General features: G+C 43.0%; 14 protein-coding genes and 1 pseudogene. 13 read left to right on the forward strand and 2 right to left on the reverse strand.

Annotated features, from left to right (window positions below; all coding sequences use genetic code 11):
* Position 1: 1 nt before the first annotated feature.
* The 13 genes from G610_RS0113700 to G610_RS0113760 all read left to right on the forward strand — a co-directional run bounded on the left by G610_RS0113700 (position 2) and on the right by G610_RS0113760 (position 15,359).
* Positions 2-964 carry a 3-oxoacyl-ACP synthase III family protein gene (locus G610_RS0113700; protein WP_026525251.1) on the forward strand — a complete coding sequence of 321 codons (963 nt, stop codon included), beginning with the start codon at positions 2-4 and terminating at the stop codon, positions 962-964.
* A 61-nt stretch (positions 965-1,025) separates the two neighbouring features.
* Positions 1,026-1,922, forward strand: coding sequence for a nitronate monooxygenase (locus G610_RS0113705; RefSeq protein WP_026525252.1), 897 nt, complete (start codon positions 1,026-1,028; stop codon positions 1,920-1,922).
* The gene (fabD, locus tag G610_RS0113710; RefSeq protein WP_026525253.1) at positions 1,919-2,860 is read left to right on the forward strand and encodes an ACP S-malonyltransferase; all 942 of its coding nucleotides are present in this window, start codon (positions 1,919-1,921) and stop codon (positions 2,858-2,860) included. Before G610_RS0113705 ends, fabD begins: the two co-directional genes overlap by 4 nt.
* Positions 2,861-2,911: 51 nt before the next feature.
* Positions 2,912-3,658: a 3-oxoacyl-[acyl-carrier-protein] reductase gene (fabG, locus tag G610_RS0113715; RefSeq protein ID WP_026525254.1), complete on the forward strand. Its 747-nt coding sequence runs from the start codon at positions 2,912-2,914 to the stop codon at positions 3,656-3,658.
* 18 nt (positions 3,659-3,676) lie between these two features.
* Complete coding sequence (gene fabF, locus G610_RS0113720) at positions 3,677-4,945, forward strand: beta-ketoacyl-ACP synthase II (protein ID WP_026525255.1); 1,269 nt, start codon at positions 3,677-3,679, stop codon at positions 4,943-4,945.
* Between the two features lie 18 nt (positions 4,946-4,963).
* The gene (gene fabZ / locus G610_RS0113725) at positions 4,964-5,422 is read left to right on the forward strand and encodes a 3-hydroxyacyl-ACP dehydratase FabZ (protein ID WP_051198013.1); all 459 of its coding nucleotides are present in this window, start codon (positions 4,964-4,966) and stop codon (positions 5,420-5,422) included.
* 204 nt (positions 5,423-5,626) lie between these two features.
* Positions 5,627-6,844 (forward strand): iron-containing alcohol dehydrogenase, encoded by a 1,218-nt coding sequence (locus G610_RS0113730; RefSeq protein ID WP_026525257.1) that lies wholly within the window; start codon positions 5,627-5,629, stop codon positions 6,842-6,844.
* A gap of 136 nt (positions 6,845-6,980) precedes the next feature.
* Positions 6,981-7,451, forward strand: coding sequence for a MarR family winged helix-turn-helix transcriptional regulator (locus G610_RS0113735; RefSeq protein WP_026525258.1), 471 nt, complete (start codon positions 6,981-6,983; stop codon positions 7,449-7,451).
* Positions 7,452-7,456: 5 nt separating this feature from the next.
* Positions 7,457-8,611, forward strand: coding sequence for an exonuclease SbcCD subunit D (locus G610_RS0113740; protein ID WP_026525259.1), 1,155 nt, complete (start codon positions 7,457-7,459; stop codon positions 8,609-8,611).
* Positions 8,598-11,783, forward strand: coding sequence for an AAA family ATPase (locus tag G610_RS0113745; RefSeq protein WP_026525260.1), 3,186 nt, complete (start codon positions 8,598-8,600; stop codon positions 11,781-11,783). The genes G610_RS0113740 and G610_RS0113745 overlap by 14 nt, the downstream gene beginning before the upstream one ends.
* A gap of 214 nt (positions 11,784-11,997) precedes the next feature.
* Positions 11,998-13,380 carry a condensation domain-containing protein gene (locus G610_RS0113750; protein ID WP_026525261.1) on the forward strand — a complete coding sequence of 461 codons (1,383 nt, stop codon included), beginning with the start codon at positions 11,998-12,000 and terminating at the stop codon, positions 13,378-13,380.
* Between the two features lie 96 nt (positions 13,381-13,476).
* Entirely contained in the window at positions 13,477-13,716 is a 240-nt protein-coding gene (locus G610_RS0113755) for an acyl carrier protein (protein ID WP_026525262.1), read from the forward strand.
* Between the two features lie 68 nt (positions 13,717-13,784).
* Entirely contained in the window at positions 13,785-15,359 is a 1,575-nt protein-coding gene (locus G610_RS0113760; RefSeq protein WP_051198014.1) for an AMP-dependent synthetase/ligase, read from the forward strand.
* 10 nt (positions 15,360-15,369) lie between these two features.
* Here G610_RS0113760 and G610_RS0113765 read toward each other — a convergent pair whose 3' ends face one another.
* Both G610_RS0113765 and G610_RS23330 read right to left on the reverse strand, forming a co-directional pair.
* Positions 15,370-15,942 carry a TetR/AcrR family transcriptional regulator gene (locus G610_RS0113765; protein WP_026525264.1) on the reverse strand — a complete coding sequence of 191 codons (573 nt, stop codon included), beginning with the start codon at positions 15,940-15,942 and terminating at the stop codon, positions 15,370-15,372.
* 15 nt (positions 15,943-15,957) lie between these two features.
* Positions 15,958-16,561 (reverse strand): annotated as a pseudogene (locus G610_RS23330) (hypothetical protein); the annotation flags it as partial.

The raw sequence follows: 16,561 nt of genomic DNA on the forward strand, positions 1-16,561 counted from the left end.
TATGAGGAAAATATCTATAGTCGGAACCGGAATGTCCGCAGCGGGAAAAAAAATCACAAATGAGGATCTTTCTAAGATGGTTGATACCAGTGATGAATGGATCACCACAAGAACAGGCATAAAGGAGAGACGGTTCTGCGATGAGGGGGAGAGTACATATACTCTGGCAGAAACTGCAGCAAGAGAGGCGATCACTGAGGCAGGCGTAAATATAGAAGACATTGATGCAGTCGTATGCGCTACAGTCTCTGCTGAATACATTACGCCCAGCCTTGCCTGCGTTGTCCAAAGAAAACTTGGACTTAAGGAAAATATTCCTGTTCTTGATATCAACGCAGCCTGCAGCGGATTTATATACGGGCTTGAAGTGGCAAGAGGACTTCTTGATGGAAGTAATGGCAGGTATGGCCTGGTTATTGGATGTGAACAGCTGTCGAGACTTATGGACATGACTGACAGAAGTACCTGCGTTCTTTTCGGAGATGGCGCCGGCGCAGCAGTTGTAAAACTTGATCAAGAGAAAACCTATGCATCGGTTCTTGGTGCAAGAGGAGGCTTCGAGATACAGGTAGAAGGCGCAGGACCTGTGATAAGCAAAATAAAAATGGATGGGAAGGAAGTCTTTAAATTTGCCACAGCCGCGATTCCAAAGTGCATAGATGACTTGCAGGAAAAAACAGGCATCGGCATCAACGATGTAAGTCAGGTTATATGCCACCAGGCAAATGCAAGGATTCTTGATCACTGCGTAAAAAAGCTAAAGGCAGATTCTGATAAGTTCTATAAAAACATGGACAGATACGGCAATACCAGCGCAGCCTCGGTACCAATGGCGCTCCATGAGTTGGTTAAACAGGAAAAGATTCATAAAGGGGATAAGCTGATGCTGGTAGGCTTTGGCGGAGGTCTGACCTGGGCCGGAGTGATCATTGAATACGACGGAAAATGCTCCGTGGGGACGTAAACAAGGTTCACAGCGCTAGTATAATTACCCACATCCCATATCCATAGATAAAGGTGAAAACATGAAAAAGCTAAATGAAATACTTGGTACTGAATACCCAATAATCCAGGGAGGAATGGCAAATATAGCAACGGGTGAATTTGCAGCGGCATGTTCCAACGCTGGTGCACTCGGGCTTATAGGCGTAGGTGGCATGAACCCGCAGATGCTAAGAGATGAGATTGATATCTGCAGATCAAAAACAGATAAGCCTTTTGGCGTAAATATTATGCTGATGCATCCTGACGCAGATGAGTTTGCAGAGATTGTAGTAGAGAAAAATGTAAAGGTTGTAACGACAGGTGCCGGGAATCCCGGTAAATACATGGAGAAATGGAAGGCAGCGGGAATTACGGTAATTCCTGTAGTAGCTGCTCCCATTCTTGCAAGGCATCTTGAAAAAGCAGGAGCAGACGCGGTCATTGCTGAGGGTTGTGAAAGCGGCGGTCATGTGGGAGAGATGACGACAATGACACTTGTTCCTCAGACAGTGGATGCTGTTGATATCCCCGTTATCGCAGCGGGAGGCATAGCCGATCCAAGACAGGTAAAGGCTGCTTTTGCTCTTGGTGCCTGCGGTGTTCAGGTGGGTACATGCCTTCTTGCAAGTAATGAGTGTCCAATCCATGAAAACTACAAAAATGCTGTGATAAAGGCAAAGGGTACAGATGCCATCGTCACAGGAAGAATAGGCGGAACACCTGTAAGAATTCTGAAAAACAGGATGAGCCGCGAGTATATCAAACAGGAAAAGGCAGGAGCGGGCATCGAAGAGCTTGAGAAATTTACGCTTGGAAGTCTTAGAAGAGCGGTTTTTGAAGGGGATACAGAAACAGGAAGCCTTATGGCGGGTCAGACCTGTGGTCAGATAAAAGAAATCAGACCTGTCAGAGAGATTTTTGAGGAGCTAATGAGATGAAGAAGACAGCGTTTTTATTTGCAGGGCAGGGAAGTCAACATAGGGGCATGGGTGAAGATCTCTACAGGGATTATGAGGAGTTCAGAGAGATTTTCGACAATGCGGAAACAGATTTTGATATAAAAAAGGTCTGCTTTGAAGACGAGGAAGGGCTGCTTGATAAGACAAAATACACTCAGCCCTGTATGGTAGCTTTTGCGGCAGGCGTTTCAAATATCTTAAAAAAACATGGAATAAAGGCGGATATGTTGGCTGGACTTTCTCTTGGAGAGTATTCAGCGCTTTGTGCTTCGGGAGTTTTTGATGCCAAGACAGCTGTTAAGATAGCGGCATTCAGAGGGAATGCCATGACAAGGGCTGCTGATGGCATCCAAAGTGCAATGACAGCAGTAATGGGCCTTGGAAGAGAAGAACTTCAGCAATGCGTAAATGAAGCAGAGGGACTTGGCGTTGTTTCCATCTGTAATGACAATTGTCCCGGACAGCTTGTTATTGGAGGAGAGAAAGCAGCTGTATCTGCAGCAGCAGAATTTGCCAAAAACAGAGGGGCCAGAAGGTGCGTGCCGCTTAATGTAAGCGGACCTTTTCACACTTCCCTTATGGAGAGCGCAGGAGATGAGCTGGAGAAATATTTTGAGGATGTGAATTTTGGCAAAGAGAAAGTTCCTGTTGTTTTCAATGTTACAGGTAAGGAGCTTTTGCCTGATCAGTCCATACCTGAACTTCTTAAGCTGCAGGTGCAAAGCGGCGTAAAGATGACAGACAGCTTAAACTATATGCTTGATAAGGGTGTCAGGAGATTTGTAGAGATTGGCCCCGGAAAAGCGCTTACAGGTTTTGTGAAAAGATGTGCCAAAGAAAAGCAGATAGATGATATTGAATGCTTCACAGTAGAAACATCGGAAGATATAGAAGCACTTGCATCAGGCTGGAGCTAAGGAAAACTTTACAGAAATATGCACAGTTTCAGCCCTGAAAGGATAAAGAATATGGACAGCAATAAAAGAACAGCCATTGTAACAGGCGCGGCAAGAGGCATAGGAAGAGAGATTGCAATCTCTTTTTATAAAAAGGGATATAACGTGGTTATGAACTATGCGGGGAATGATAAAGCCGCAGAAGAGACCATCAGGCTTTGCAAAGAAAGCGGAGATGGCAACATCATAAGCGTAAAGGGAGATGTATCAAAAGAGGATACAGCCCGTGCTCTTGTTGATGCAGCGATGAATGAGTTTGGAGCTATCGATGTAGTTGTAAATAATGCAGGTATTACCAAAGACACTCTTATGGCCATGATGAAAACAGATGACTTTGACAGAGTCATTGATGTGAATCTTAAGGGTGCATTTTTGCTTACGCAGAAGACCCTTAAGCCCATGATGAAGAAACGATATGGAAGAATAATAAACATTTCCAGCGTAGTTGGTGTCCATGGAAATGCAGGTCAGGTTAACTATGCTGCCAGCAAGGCGGGGCTGATCGGTATGACCAAGTCTATAGCGAAGGAGCTGGCAGGCAGGAATATTACGGTAAATGCTGTGGCACCCGGAATGATAGCAACAGATATGACGGACAGCCTTAGCGATAAAACAAAGGATCAGATAAAAAGCACTATACCGGCGGGCCGGATGGGGACGCCTGATGATATAGCCAATGCGGTACTTTTTCTTGCAGATGAAAAAAGCGGATATATCACAGGGCAGGTGCTTATGGTTGATGGCGGAATGGGAATGTGAGTTGGAGATTACATGGTTATGAATACAAAAAGAAGAGTAGTTATTACAGGGCTTGGGACCATAAATCCTACGGGAAACAGTGTGGCAGAGAGCTGGGAAGCAGTTAAATGCGGAAAAAGCGGAGTGGGACTCATAACAGCATTTGATACCACTGATTTTAAGGTTAAGGTTGCTGCGGAGGTTAAGGATTTTGCTCCCGAAACAAGACTTGAGAAAAGAGAACTCCGTCATATGGCAAGGTTTACACAGCTGGCACTTTTTGCTGCTGAGGAAGCTATCAAAGATTCAGGACTTTGCGGAGGTGATGAGTTTTCATATTCATCAAAGGTTTCGAATTCAGATGCTGCAAGATGCGGAGTGATAGTATCAAGTGGAATTGGCGGCCTTGAGGTTACCGCGGCGCAGCTTGATCGCGCAAGCAAAATGGGATTTGATAAGGTTAATCCCTTCTATGTGCCCATGGCTATTTCCAATATGGCAGCAGCGAGGATTGCCATACAGCACGGTTTTAAGGGGATGTGCTCATGTCCCGTGACAGCCTGTGCAGGTGGAAGCAATGCTATAGGCGACAGCTTTTTCAGAATTCGTGACGGATATGAGGATGTGATGATCTGCGGCGGAACAGAGAGCTGTATTACGCCTCTTGGTATTGCAGGCTTTCAGAACATGAAGGCTTTGTCTGAGACTACAGATCCTGAGAGAGCCAGCATCCCTTTTGATAAGGACAGGAACGGCTTTGTAATGGGCGAGGGCAGTGGAATCCTGGTCCTTGAAGAATACCGGCATGCTGTTTCGAGAAACGCCCATATATATGCAGAAATTGTGGGATATGGCAGTAACTGTGATGCATTCCATATAACGTCACCGTCACCTGATGGCGAGGGCGGTGCAGCCTGTATGGAGCTTGCTCTTAAGGATGCAGGGCTTAGAGCAGAAGATATTGATTATATTAACACTCATGGCACATCCACAAGTCTTAATGATAAGTACGAGACTGCAGCTATTAAGAAGGTTTTTGGAAAACATGCGTATGAGCTTTGTGTTTCAAGCACTAAATCAATGACAGGCCACCTTCTTGGGGGAGCAGGAGGAGTTGAAGCTGTATTTTCGATAAAGGCTCTGGAGGATGATTTTGTACCGCCAACAGCCAGCCTTCGTGAAACAGATCCCGAGATGGATCTGAACTATGTTCCCGGCAAGGGAGTATCCAGAAAGCTTAACTATGTTCTTAGCAACAGTCTTGGATTTGGTGGACATAACGCCTGCCTTATTTTCAAGAAAGCGTAATGCATTGCGAGGTTTGGAATGTTAGAAGAAGTAATTGTAAGAGATGAGAAAAACGTACTTTCAGCTGAGGAGATAGCTGAGATTTTACCACACAGGTATCCCTTTGCCCTTGTTGACAGGATACTGGACTATGAACCGGGAGTATGGGCAATTGGCAAAAAATGCGTAAGTATGGACGAGCCCTTCTTTCAGGGACATTTTCCAGGAAAGCCCATAATGCCGGGAGTACTTATAATCGAGGCACTGGCTCAGACAGGGGCAGTGGCTGCGCTTTCACTTCCTGAAAATAAAGGTAAGATTGCGCTATTTGGCGGAATAAAAAATGCCAGATTTAAAAAGCAGGTTGTACCGGGGGATGTTTTAGAGCTTCGTGTAAACATGCTTAGAAGTAAAGGACCTGTGGGTGTTGCTGAGGCGAGGGCACTTGTTGATGGCAATGTTGTCACCAGGGCAGAGATTACATTTTCTGTTATTTGAGCTTCAAAATGATTCATGAAAATCTTTGGGACTCAAATTTAAACATATCTTATAGCAATATTTGAAATTACATTATAAAGCTTTGGAAAAATCGTGAATATTTTTGAAAAGTCAAGATTTGATTTATAGAAATTTACCGATTATAATAATCTTTGGGTTACGTTATTTTTTTAACAAGATTATTTTTTAAAGGAGGTATTTGGTATGTCACGTTTTACTCTGCCCAGAGATATTTATCATGGAAAAGGTGCTCTTGAAGCACTGAAGACTTTCGAGGGCAAGCGCGCCATCGTCTGCACAGGTGGCGGATCCATGAAAAGGGGCGGCTTTTTACAGAAGGTAGAGGATTACCTTAAGGAAGCCGGAATGGAGGTTGAGCTCTTTGAGGGTATCGAGCCCGATCCTTCAGTTGAAACAGTTATGAAGGGTGCTGAAGCTATGCAGAAGTTCCAGCCCGACTGGATCGTTGCAATCGGCGGCGGTTCACCTATCGATGCAGCAAAGGCTATGTGGATCAAGTATGAATATCCTGATACCACATTTGAAGATATGTGCAAGGTATTCGGACTTCCCAAGCTCCGTACCAAGGCAAAATTCTGTGCTATTTCTTCAACATCAGGAACAGCTACAGAGGTTACAGCTTTCTCAATCATTACAGATTATCAGAAGGGTATTAAATTCCCTATCGCTGACTTCGAGATCACACCCGATGTTGCTATCGTAGATCCTGAGCTCGCTCATACAATGCCTAAGAAGCTGGTTGCTCACACAGGTATGGATGCTATGACACACGCCGTTGAGGCTTATGTTTCAACAGCTAACTGCGATTACACAGATCCTCTTGCAATTCATGCAATTGAGATGATCATGGATAATCTTGTTAAGTCATATAATGAAGATATGGACGCAAGAGATGCTATGCACAACGCACAGTGCCTTGCAGGAATGGCATTCTCCAATGCTCTTCTTGGTATCGTTCATTCTATGGCTCACAAGACCGGAGCTGTTTTCGCTGATCTTGGTTCTCACATCATCCACGGCGCTGCAAATGCTATGTACCTTCCCAAGGTTGTTGCATTCAACGCAAAGGATCCTGTAGCTAAGAAGCGTTATGGCGTTATCGCTGATTATATGCACCTTGGCGGATCGAATGATGATGAGAAGGTTAAGCTCCTTATCGATTATCTGCGCAAGATGAATGATGACCTCAACATTCCTCACAGTATCAATCACTACGGCGCTGACGGTCTTCCGGCAGAGCAGGGCTTTGTTCCTGAGGATGTATTCCTTGAGAGACTTCATGACATCGCTGCAAATGCTATTCTTGATGCCTGCACAGGTTCCAATCCTCGTCAGCCCAGCCAGGAAGAGATGGAGAAGCTCCTTAAGTGCTGCTACTATGATACAGAGGTTGATTTCTAATATCGCCGCCTGAATTTAGTACACAGTAAAAGTAGAAACGATAATTAAGGACGACCTTTCGAATCAGACAATAACCTGATTGAAGGTCGTCCTTTTATGCTATAATTTATAAAAATGATTAAAGGAAATTTAGCTAATGTTCAATACATCTATAAGTGAGATTTACGACAAACTTCGCCTGCATTTTTACATGAAGGTCTATTCCCGTTTTGAAAACAGAGAGGCTACACTGACCACAGTTGAGTCCTTCAGTATGGAGGTCATTATGGCCCTTGGCGAGCCTACTGTTGCCCAGTTTGCGGGAGTAGTAAATATCTCATCTCCAAACGCAGCCCACAGAATCAAATGCCTTGTGCAAAAGGGCTATGTTGAGAAGATTCAGTCCAAGGATGATGCCAGAGAATATCACCTTAGGCCTACCAAAAAGTATATGGATTTCAGGCAGATAAATCAGGACTATTTAACGCTCCTTATGAAGAGATGTGAGGAGAGATTTTCTCCCGAGGACTATGCCAAGCTAAATGAGATGCTTGATATCATAAATCATGAGCTTATGCCTGAGCTTGATATTAAAGATTATACTTTTTTCGATAAGGTAGGTGAGTAGGAAATATGAAATTCTTACATTTAGGTGATCTTCATCTTGGAAAAAGCCTTGGTGAATTCGATCTTACCACTGATCAGAGATTTATTTTGAACAGAATTATTGATATTGCTAAAGAAAAGAAGGTAGATGCCATCCTCATAGCGGGGGATGTGTATGACCGTGCGATTCCATCGGAAGCAGCGGTCAGCCTTCTTGATTCTTTTTTCTGCAGCTTATCTGAAAATAATATCAAGGTTTTTGTGATCAGCGGTAATCACGACTCTGATGAGAGACTTGGCTTTGGAAGTGCTCTTTTTGAGGAGAGCGGGATTTTTATTTCTTCTAAATTTGACGGACAGCTTCGAAAATACGTGGTCACTGATTCCTTTGGAGATGTGAATATTTATCTTTTGCCTTTTGTTAAGGCTTCGCAGGTTCGTCACTTTTTCCCTGATGAAAAAATAGAGAGTTATGACGATGCGGTAAAATGCGTCCTTGAGCATTCTGATTTTGATGGGAATGCAAGGAACGTACTTGTGTCCCATCAGTTTGTTGCCGGAAGCGCGGACCCTGTTCTTGCGGGATCTGAGCATATTCAGCAGCTCAGTGTGGGAACAGTCGAGAAAATATCCTATAGCACCATGGAGAAGTTTGATTATGTGGCACTTGGTCACATACATTCCCCGCAGAAGGTGGGCCATGAGCACATAAGATATTCAGGATCACCAATCAAGTATTCTCTTAGCGAAGTAAATAATGATAAGTCAGTGCCTTTTGTAACTATAGGCGAAAAGGGCGACGTGGATATAGAGCTTATACCTCTTAAGCCAAAGCGTGACCTTAGACGTATAAAAGGGGAACTAAAGCAGCTCCTTAAGAGTGAAAATGTGACGGACACAGAGGACTTTATATATGTGATCCTTACTGATGAGAATATCGTAAATGATGCCATGGGTATTTTTCAGCAGTACTATCCATACACCATAAAGATTGAGTATGACAACGAACACACAAGAAGCATAGAGCATGTGGATGCGGCAGCTTTTGCAGAGAAAAGATCTTTCACAGATCTCATTTCAGATTTCTACAGGCAGGTCTATGGGTGCGAGATCACAGAGGACGAGCTCCTTATAATGAAGGAAGTTGGCAGAGAGGCAGGTGTAGCGGATGAAGCCGATTAAACTAATAATTAGTGCCATTGGCCCCTACGCCGGAAAGGCCAATGAGATAGATTTTTCAAAATTTGAAGAAAAGGGACTTTTCCTTATCTGCGGTGACACCGGGGCGGGAAAGACCACTATTTTTGATGCCATCTGTTTTGCTCTGTATGGACAGACCAGCGGAAGCTACCGTGATACCAAGAATCTTAGGAGCGAGTATGCTTCTGAGGGCACAGAGAGCTACGTGGATTTTTATTTTTCGCATCAGGGACACGAGTACCATGTATACAGACAGCCATCTTATGAGAGACCCAAGCAGCGCGGAACAGGCATGGTTTCCGTAAAAGAAAAGGCGATTCTCTATGAGGATGATAAGACACCAATTGAGGGAATAACTCCTGTAAACAATGAGATAAAAGAGCTTTTGGGAATAGACTATAAGCAGTTTAAGCAGATAGCCATGATAGCCCAGGGAGAATTCTGGTCTCTTTTAAATGCTAATACAGATCAGAGAACCGATATTCTCAGAACCATTTTCATGACAAACAGCTACAAGGATATCGAGTTTAAGCTTAAGGCAAAAATGGACGCAGCATTTGGCGTAAAGATCAGAACCCAGGAGAGTATTTTGCAGTATTTTAATGATGTTGCGATTGCTGATCCCGAAACTTTGCCTGAGGATATCATTGAGTTAAGGGAGCGGGTTAAGGCTGCAAAGAGTATATGGAATACAGAAGAGCTGATTACTTCCATAGACAGGATAGTAGAGATAGATGAAGAAAAGAATAAGGAAATAAAGGAAGGGCTTGGTAAGCTTGAGGAAGAGCTTTCAAATGCCAATAAGGAGCTTGCTACCGCTACGGACAATAACAAATTTTTAGAGACTCTTGAAGCTACCCTTAACAGGAAAAATGAGCTGGATGAGAAAAAGCCAGAGATGGATAAGCTTAAGGGCATTATCGAGAAGCAGAAAAATGCGGTCTATAAATGTAAGCCAAGTCTTGATGAGCTTGAAAAGATCAGCTTAAGCATTAAGAATACCAGGGCTTCTATAGATGAATCAAAGGAAGCTTTAGAAGAGAATAAGAGCCGGCTTGAAGCAGCTGCTAAGAGATTACAGGATGCAGAGAGCAAGAATGACAGAGCCCTTGAATTAAATACACTTGTAAAAAAGATCGAAGATGAAAAAGAGAAGTATCAGACCAGAGAAAATTTAAGTAGTAAGGCTAAAGCTTTAAGGAAAACCGGTGAAGACATAACAGCAAATCTCGAAGCTATTGCTGTGAAAGAAACAGAGCTAAAAGAAAAAACGGAGAGTCTTGAAAAGACTGTGTCAGAGCTTTCTGATGCGCCTTTGAGACTTACGGCTCTTGATGCATCCTGCAAGGAAATGTCTGATATTCTGGCAGACTTAAATAAGATAGTTGATGAGAGAATTCCTTCTCTTAACGATAAGAAGGCGTCACTTTTGGAAAAGCAGAATATATTTGAATCTGCAAGAGCTGCCTATGATAAGGCCCTTCAGGCTAAAAATGACGGAGAGAGAATCCTTGAAAACAGCAGAGCAGGAATTCTGGCTGCTACGTTAAAAGAGGGTGAAAAATGCCCTGTATGCGGATCTGTCCATCACCCGGAGCCTGCATCTCTTCCCGAGGAATCCATTACAGAGGAGGAGTTTAAGGAGCTTTCAAGACTTTGCGAGAAGGCATTAAGTGATAAGAATAAAGCTCTGACAGAGGCTGAAAAGGATAAGGCTTCCGTTACAGAGATCGAAGGACAGCTAAGATTAGATGCAATGGATATCCTTGAAAAGGATATTTTTGGAGAGAGCAGCTTAGAAGGCGCATCCTTTGATGAAATAGCAGAGAAAACCGTACCTGCAAGAGATGAGCTTAAATCTCTTTTACGTAAAAAGGAAGAGGAGAGAGCCAAAGCAAAAGCCGATAGCGATGCACTTGGAAGGGCTGATGCCGAGCTTAAAAATGCCCAGGGAAAAGAGAGGGATGACCTTTTACAGAGTAAGGAAGAAGCGCTTAAGGAGCAAAGAGAAAACTCAGTGGAGTATTCTTCATGCATAGGAGCTCTTGGGGAGCTGGAAGGACTTAGTTATCCTGATCTGGAGACAGCGACGACCGCCATGAAGGATGCAGAAAAAGAATATAAAGCCATAACCTGTGAGATTGATGATGCAAGGCAGGATAAGCAGGGCCTTGATAAAAAGGCAGCAGAGCTTGAGGCAACTATAAAAACCCTTAATGAAGCTTTTACAAATGACAGCGATGAGTATGCTCAGAAAGAAAAGGAGTTTTCACTTTTAATAAGTCAGATGTCCTTTGAATCTGTTGATGACCTTAAGGAGTATATAGTTCCTGAAAGAGAGATAGAAGATGGCGATAAGCGCAGTAGGGACTATGACACAGAGGTTAAGCTTTGTGCATCGGATCTTGAAAAAGCCAAAAAGGATGCAGAGGGAAGAAGCTATGTAGATATAGAAGCCCTTCAGAAGAATGTGGATGAGCTGACTAAAAGGGTGGACGGCATTAGAGGCGATGCCGGCAAAATTGGACTTCGCATAGAGACCAACAAAGAACGCCGGGATAAGATAAAGGCTCAGGATGATGCTTTTTCAAAGGCAGTAAAGGAACATGATACCTGTAAGCGTCTGTACAGCCTTGTCAAGGGCACAACAGGAAACGGTAAGATAACCCTTGAGCAGTACATTCAGGCAGCAGGCTTTGACGGAATTATAAGAGCTGCTAACAGAAGACTCTATCCCATGAGTGATAACCAGTTTGAGCTTTTCAGACAGGAGGACTCTCTGGGCAAACAGAGTAACACCTTCCTTGATCTGGAGGTTCTTGATAATTTTACCGGAAAGAGAAGACCTGTAGGTAACCTGTCAGGCGGTGAGAGCTTTAAGGCTTCCCTTAGTCTTGCTCTTGGCCTTTCAGATACGGTATCTTCCAGTATGGGCGGAATTCAGATGGATGCGCTTTTCATAGATGAGGGCTTTGGAACTCTGGATAGGAAGTCTATAGATAATGCCATGGATATTCTACTTGGCCTTTCAAATGCCAATAAGCTTGTCGGTGTTATAAGCCACAGAGAGGAGCTGGTAGAGAATATCCCTCAGCAGATCAAGGTAAAAAAGGAAAAGAACGGAAGTACCATCGAGATAGAGACAGGTATGTGATATTAGTATGTAAGCTTTAGGCTTATATGCGCGTAATAAAAGTATAGTGACCGGAGATATCGAACATTTGAAATCAAAGTGTTCGATATGTTCCGGTCATTTTTTATGCATGTGTCTGTTAAAGTCTGTGAGGGGTAGAACGCGGGAAACAATTGTGATACCGTCCATATTGTTATTAGAAAACAAAAGAGATTATGGAAACGAGGAGAGCATTATGAAAAAGACATACCCCCTTACTCCGGCCCAGAATATGCATTACAGATGGATAAAGGAATATGGGACTCAGCAGGTTTCAGGACTTAGCGTTGTAGCTTCCCTAAAGGCCGAGATTGATTTTGGACTTCTTAAAAAGTGCATACAGCTTGAGATGGAGAGATATGGCTGCATGAGGCTTAGATTTACCAAGGCTGACGAAGAGGGAAACGTAAAGCAGTATCTGAAAAAGGATTCCAGAGATATTCCTCTAAAGGATCTTACGGGAATGACTTTAAAGGAAGCGGATGACCTGATGCAGAGCTGGGCATATGAGACCTTTGATGGTGATGATATTCCTATGTGCGAAGTTTTCATGGTAAAGCTGCCTGAGGGATATAGGGGATTTTTCATACACATGGATCACAGGCTTATAGATTCCTGCGGAGTAATGGTTATGACTAATGACATAATGTCACTTTATACCCATTACAGATTTGGAGCTGAATATCCAAAGGATCTTGCAGATTTTGAAAGCGTCCTTGAATCAGATCTGCAAAAAGCAGGTAATGAGAAGCGTTTTAACAAAGATAAAAAGTTCTGGGATGAGCAGCTTGATAATCTTGGTGAGCCTTTGTATTCGGATATCCAGGGACCTTCAGTTTTGGAGGAGTCAAGGAAAAGGCATAAGAATAAAAAGCTAAGAAGTGCTGATATAGAGCGAAAGGAACTGTTTGTGACAGTAAAGGATTATAAGCTTGATCCTGAGACTTCAAAGAGACTGTTTGATTTTTGCCAGAATCACAATATATCAATGACAAACCTTTTGCTTCTTGGTATCAGAACCTATCTGTCCAAGCAAAACGGAGGTCAGGAGGATATTTCAATACAGAACTTTATATCAAGAAGAGCCACAAAGGATGAGTGGACATCAGGGGGCAGCAGGACCATCATGTTTCCCTGCAGAACAGTAATAGCTGCTGATACGGATTTTATTACCGCTGCATACGAAGTGCAGAATATTCAGAATAGGATATACATGCACAGTAATTACGATCCGGCGCTTATCTACGATGAGATAAAAAAGCGTTACGGTACGCCCAAGGATACTACCTACGAGAGCTGCTACCTCACCTATCAGCCAATGCCTGTTAAGATGGAGAATCCATTCCTAAAGGATATACCGATGCACGCCAAGTGGTTTGCTAATGGGGCAGCAACCAAGAAGATGTACCTTACAGTTTCGCACACGGAGGATGGCGGTATGAATTTCTCATATCATTACCAGACAGTAAAGCTTACAGAGAAAGATGTGGAGCTGATGAATTATTACCTGATGAGAATATTGTTTAGAGGTATCGAGCAACCGGATATGACGGTTGGGGAATTGATGGAAGCTGTTTAAGTAATCACTTAGCGAGGTATTTTCAAGCTTAGTGTACTACTTAGTTCTGGCGAGCGAAGCGAGAGCAGAACATCATTGTTTTAGGAGGAGAAAATTATGAGCAGAGAGATGAAGTTCAAAACTATTATTGCGCAGTACTGTGAGGTTTTACCGGAGAAAATGAAAGGTGACTTAAGGTTCAGGGAGGATCTGGGTTTCAGCTCACTGGATTTCATGTCATTTCTTGGAGAGCTGGAGGATGAGTTTGATGTGGAGCTGGAGATCGAGCAGGCTACATCAATTTCGACAGTCGGTGAAGCGTTAGAACTTTTGAATGAGCTTGATATGGCAAGTTGATATGAGAGTACTCAGTTGCTTTTTGCAAGACTTAACAGAACTACTTGGCATAACATAAGGAGGAGACCATGAAAAATATCAGATCTATCTGGGATGAGACAGTTAATAGATACGGAAAGCTTCCGGCTCTTAGGTGGCTTTCAAAAAAGAATATCCATGAAAAGAGCTACGGCGAAATAGATGAGAAGGTAAAAGATATAAGAGCCATGCTGGAAAAAAGCGGCTACAGAGGATCACATATTGCACTTATAGGAACCAGCTCAGAGCAGTGGCTTGAGGGATACCTTGGAATAGTTACGGGAGTAAATATCGCTGTGCCTCTTGATGCAAATCTTCCTGATGATGAGCTTATTGATCTTTTGCAGAGAGCTGACTGTGAAGCGCTTTTTCTTACATGCCAAAGACCGGAATTAAAAGAAATGGCAGAAGAGCGCTGTCCAAAGATCAGAGATATCTGGATGCTGACAGATGATGAGTTTTCATCATTCCCTAAGCATGATATCGAAGTTTTGGGAGCTGAAGATTTTGATATAGCTACAATTATTTATACCTCCGGAACAACAGGAAAAAGCAAAGGCGTTATGCTCACCCAGGAGAATCTTGCCGAGAATGTAAATAATGTTGTATATGACGCGGCCCCCGGATGCGTGGTGCTAAGCGTCCTTCCAATCCATCATGCATACTGCCTTGTTATGGACTACCTTAAGACCCTTTCCCTTGGATCAGTTGTATGCATCAACGATTCATTTATGCACATGGTAAGGAATATGGCCATATTTAAGCCTGAAGTAATGCTTATGGTGCCTCTTATGATCGAGACTATCTATAAGAAGGTGGCAGCAGCTGAGCAGGATGCCATAGCAAGAGCCATGGAGGCAGCAGGTGTTCCTGAAACAGCAATACCAAATAATGTACTATATGCCATAAGAAGGGGCATTTATGAAAAGGTCTTCGGTGGTAAGCTTCGAATAATCTTTACTGGCGGAGCTCATCTTGATCCTTTTTATATAGAGAAGTTTGCAGATTATGGAATTGATATACTTGAGGGTTATGGAATGAGTGAGTGCTCACCCGTTATCACAAGTAATACTCCAGAGAACCATAAGCCCGGATCCATAGGAAAGCCACTTAAGAATGTGGAAATAGCCTTTGAGGACGGAGAGATTCTTGTAAGGAGCAGCAGCGTTATGAAGGGTTATTACAAGATGCCTGATGAAACAGCGGAGACCATCACAGACGGATGGCTTCACACCGGGGACAAGGGATATATGGATGAGGACGGTTATCTTTTCATAAACGGAAGAGTAAAGAACCTGATTATTATGTCCAATGGTGAGAATGTGTCTCCCGAAGAGATAGAGAACAAACTGGCTCTGCATCCACTTATCGCTGAAGTAGTCATAACCGGTGAAAACAACGGACTTACAGCAAGGATTTTCCCTGAGCCGGAGCAGGTAGATAAAAGAAAGCTTTCAGAGGATGAGATAAGAAATGAACTTCAGAACTTCATCGATGAGTTCAATAAATCTCAGCCCACCTACAGACATATAACCGCACTGGTTATCCGTAAGACACCTTTTATCAGAAATACTACAGGCAAAATAAAAAGGCAGGATGCTCTAAAAGAGAATCCTGCAGCATAATAGGTATGAATTAATACATAAATGGGAAAATACCGTTCAAAAAGATAGTGGTAAGAATATCTGCTATATTCTCAGCCGGGGATGCAAAATCCTCGGCTGTCCATTTGTGAAGGACACCGATTGTGGCACCGATTGTACCGGCAATCATATATGTGTACTGCTCTTTAGAAACGTTCCGGAAATGGTATTCATCTGACCTGCCTGTTACATATTTATGGAACATCAGCATAGCCTTTTCAAAGAATCCGTCACCTCGGGCACTTTCAAGAAGCCCTGCAAGGAAAGGATTCTTTTTTGTGTAATTGCAGATTGCCAGGAAATAAGAGCGGCAGAGATCCTTGTTGTTTTCAGGATGGAAGCTCTCCATCATATGAAAAATGTCATCGATGGTTTTATCCTCAGCTGCAGTTACCAGTGCAGGAATATTTTCATAATGGTTATAAAAAGTGCTTCGTACAATGCCGGCTCTTTTTATAACATCCGCAACGGTGATCTTATCAAAGTCTTTTTCCTTGATAAGCAGGAAAAATGCATCTATTATTGCATCTTCAGCTGTGCTGTAACGTTCATCAAGTTCATTCATATTTAGCCTCTGTTTCTATTTCTGATTATCTTTGCCTGAAAGATTTGCAATAAGTGCTTCAAGCTCGGATATTCTTGAATTCATTTCAGAAAGTGCCTGGTCTTTTTCGAACAATGCCTGGTCTTTTTCGGACAATGCATGATCTTTTTCGGAGAGTGCCTGATCTTTTTCAGAGAGTGCATGGTTCTGTTCAGATATAACCGCATCCTTCTTGGCAATGGTACGTTCATATTCACCCTTTAATACATCAATATCAACTTTGGATAACATATATTCTGACCTCCACTTACTGTTACGACGAGCGATTTTTACTGCTTCGTCAATCTGGCTTGTTAATTTACTTTGTGCAAGTTTGCCACCAAGGTAATTCAGAAATGCCTTCATTTCATCCGATACATCATCCTTTTTGCCATTTGCACAGACAAAGATTCTTGAAGTGCCATCCTCTAGGATGATGGAAGGATCTTCATCGGCACGGGGCCTGAAATGGTAGAGATGATAACCGTACTTTGGCAGGATATTGAAGGGGCAGATAAAGATTACATAACTGTCCAAAAGCTTAATGTAATCAGAGCTTTTCTCAAGTGCCTGAGAATCAATTGTATTCTGGTAAAAACGG

The sequence above is a fragment of the Butyrivibrio sp. MB2005 genome, assembly GCF_000424285.1.
Lineage (GTDB): Bacteria > Bacillota > Clostridia > Lachnospirales > Lachnospiraceae > Butyrivibrio.

Excerpts from the sequence above, each read along its gene's own strand:
- G610_RS0113730 (WP_026525257.1), top strand. The coding sequence starts at position 5,627 with ATGTCACGTTTTACTCTGCCCAGAGATATTTATCATGGAAAAGGTGCT.
- G610_RS0113755 (WP_026525262.1), top strand. The coding sequence starts at position 13,477 with ATGAGCAGAGAGATGAAGTTCAAAACTATTATTGCGCAGTACTGTGAG.
- G610_RS0113700 (WP_026525251.1), top strand. The coding sequence starts at position 2 with ATGAGGAAAATATCTATAGTCGGAACCGGAATGTCCGCAGCGGGAAAA.
- G610_RS0113745 (WP_026525260.1), top strand. The coding sequence starts at position 8,598 with ATGAAGCCGATTAAACTAATAATTAGTGCCATTGGCCCCTACGCCGGA.
- G610_RS0113760 (WP_051198014.1), top strand. The coding sequence starts at position 13,785 with ATGAAAAATATCAGATCTATCTGGGATGAGACAGTTAATAGATACGGA.
- G610_RS0113750 (WP_026525261.1), top strand. The coding sequence starts at position 11,998 with ATGAAAAAGACATACCCCCTTACTCCGGCCCAGAATATGCATTACAGA.
- G610_RS0113735 (WP_026525258.1), top strand. The coding sequence starts at position 6,981 with ATGTTCAATACATCTATAAGTGAGATTTACGACAAACTTCGCCTGCAT.
- G610_RS0113765 (WP_026525264.1), bottom strand. The coding sequence starts at position 15,942 with ATGAATGAACTTGATGAACGTTACAGCACAGCTGAAGATGCAATAATA.
- G610_RS0113740 (WP_026525259.1), top strand. The coding sequence starts at position 7,457 with ATGAAATTCTTACATTTAGGTGATCTTCATCTTGGAAAAAGCCTTGGT.
- fabZ (WP_051198013.1), top strand. The coding sequence starts at position 4,964 with ATGTTAGAAGAAGTAATTGTAAGAGATGAGAAAAACGTACTTTCAGCT.
- fabF (WP_026525255.1), top strand. The coding sequence starts at position 3,677 with ATGAATACAAAAAGAAGAGTAGTTATTACAGGGCTTGGGACCATAAAT.
- fabG (WP_026525254.1), top strand. The coding sequence starts at position 2,912 with ATGGACAGCAATAAAAGAACAGCCATTGTAACAGGCGCGGCAAGAGGC.
- G610_RS0113705 (WP_026525252.1), top strand. The coding sequence starts at position 1,026 with ATGAAAAAGCTAAATGAAATACTTGGTACTGAATACCCAATAATCCAG.
- fabD (WP_026525253.1), top strand. The coding sequence starts at position 1,919 with ATGAAGAAGACAGCGTTTTTATTTGCAGGGCAGGGAAGTCAACATAGG.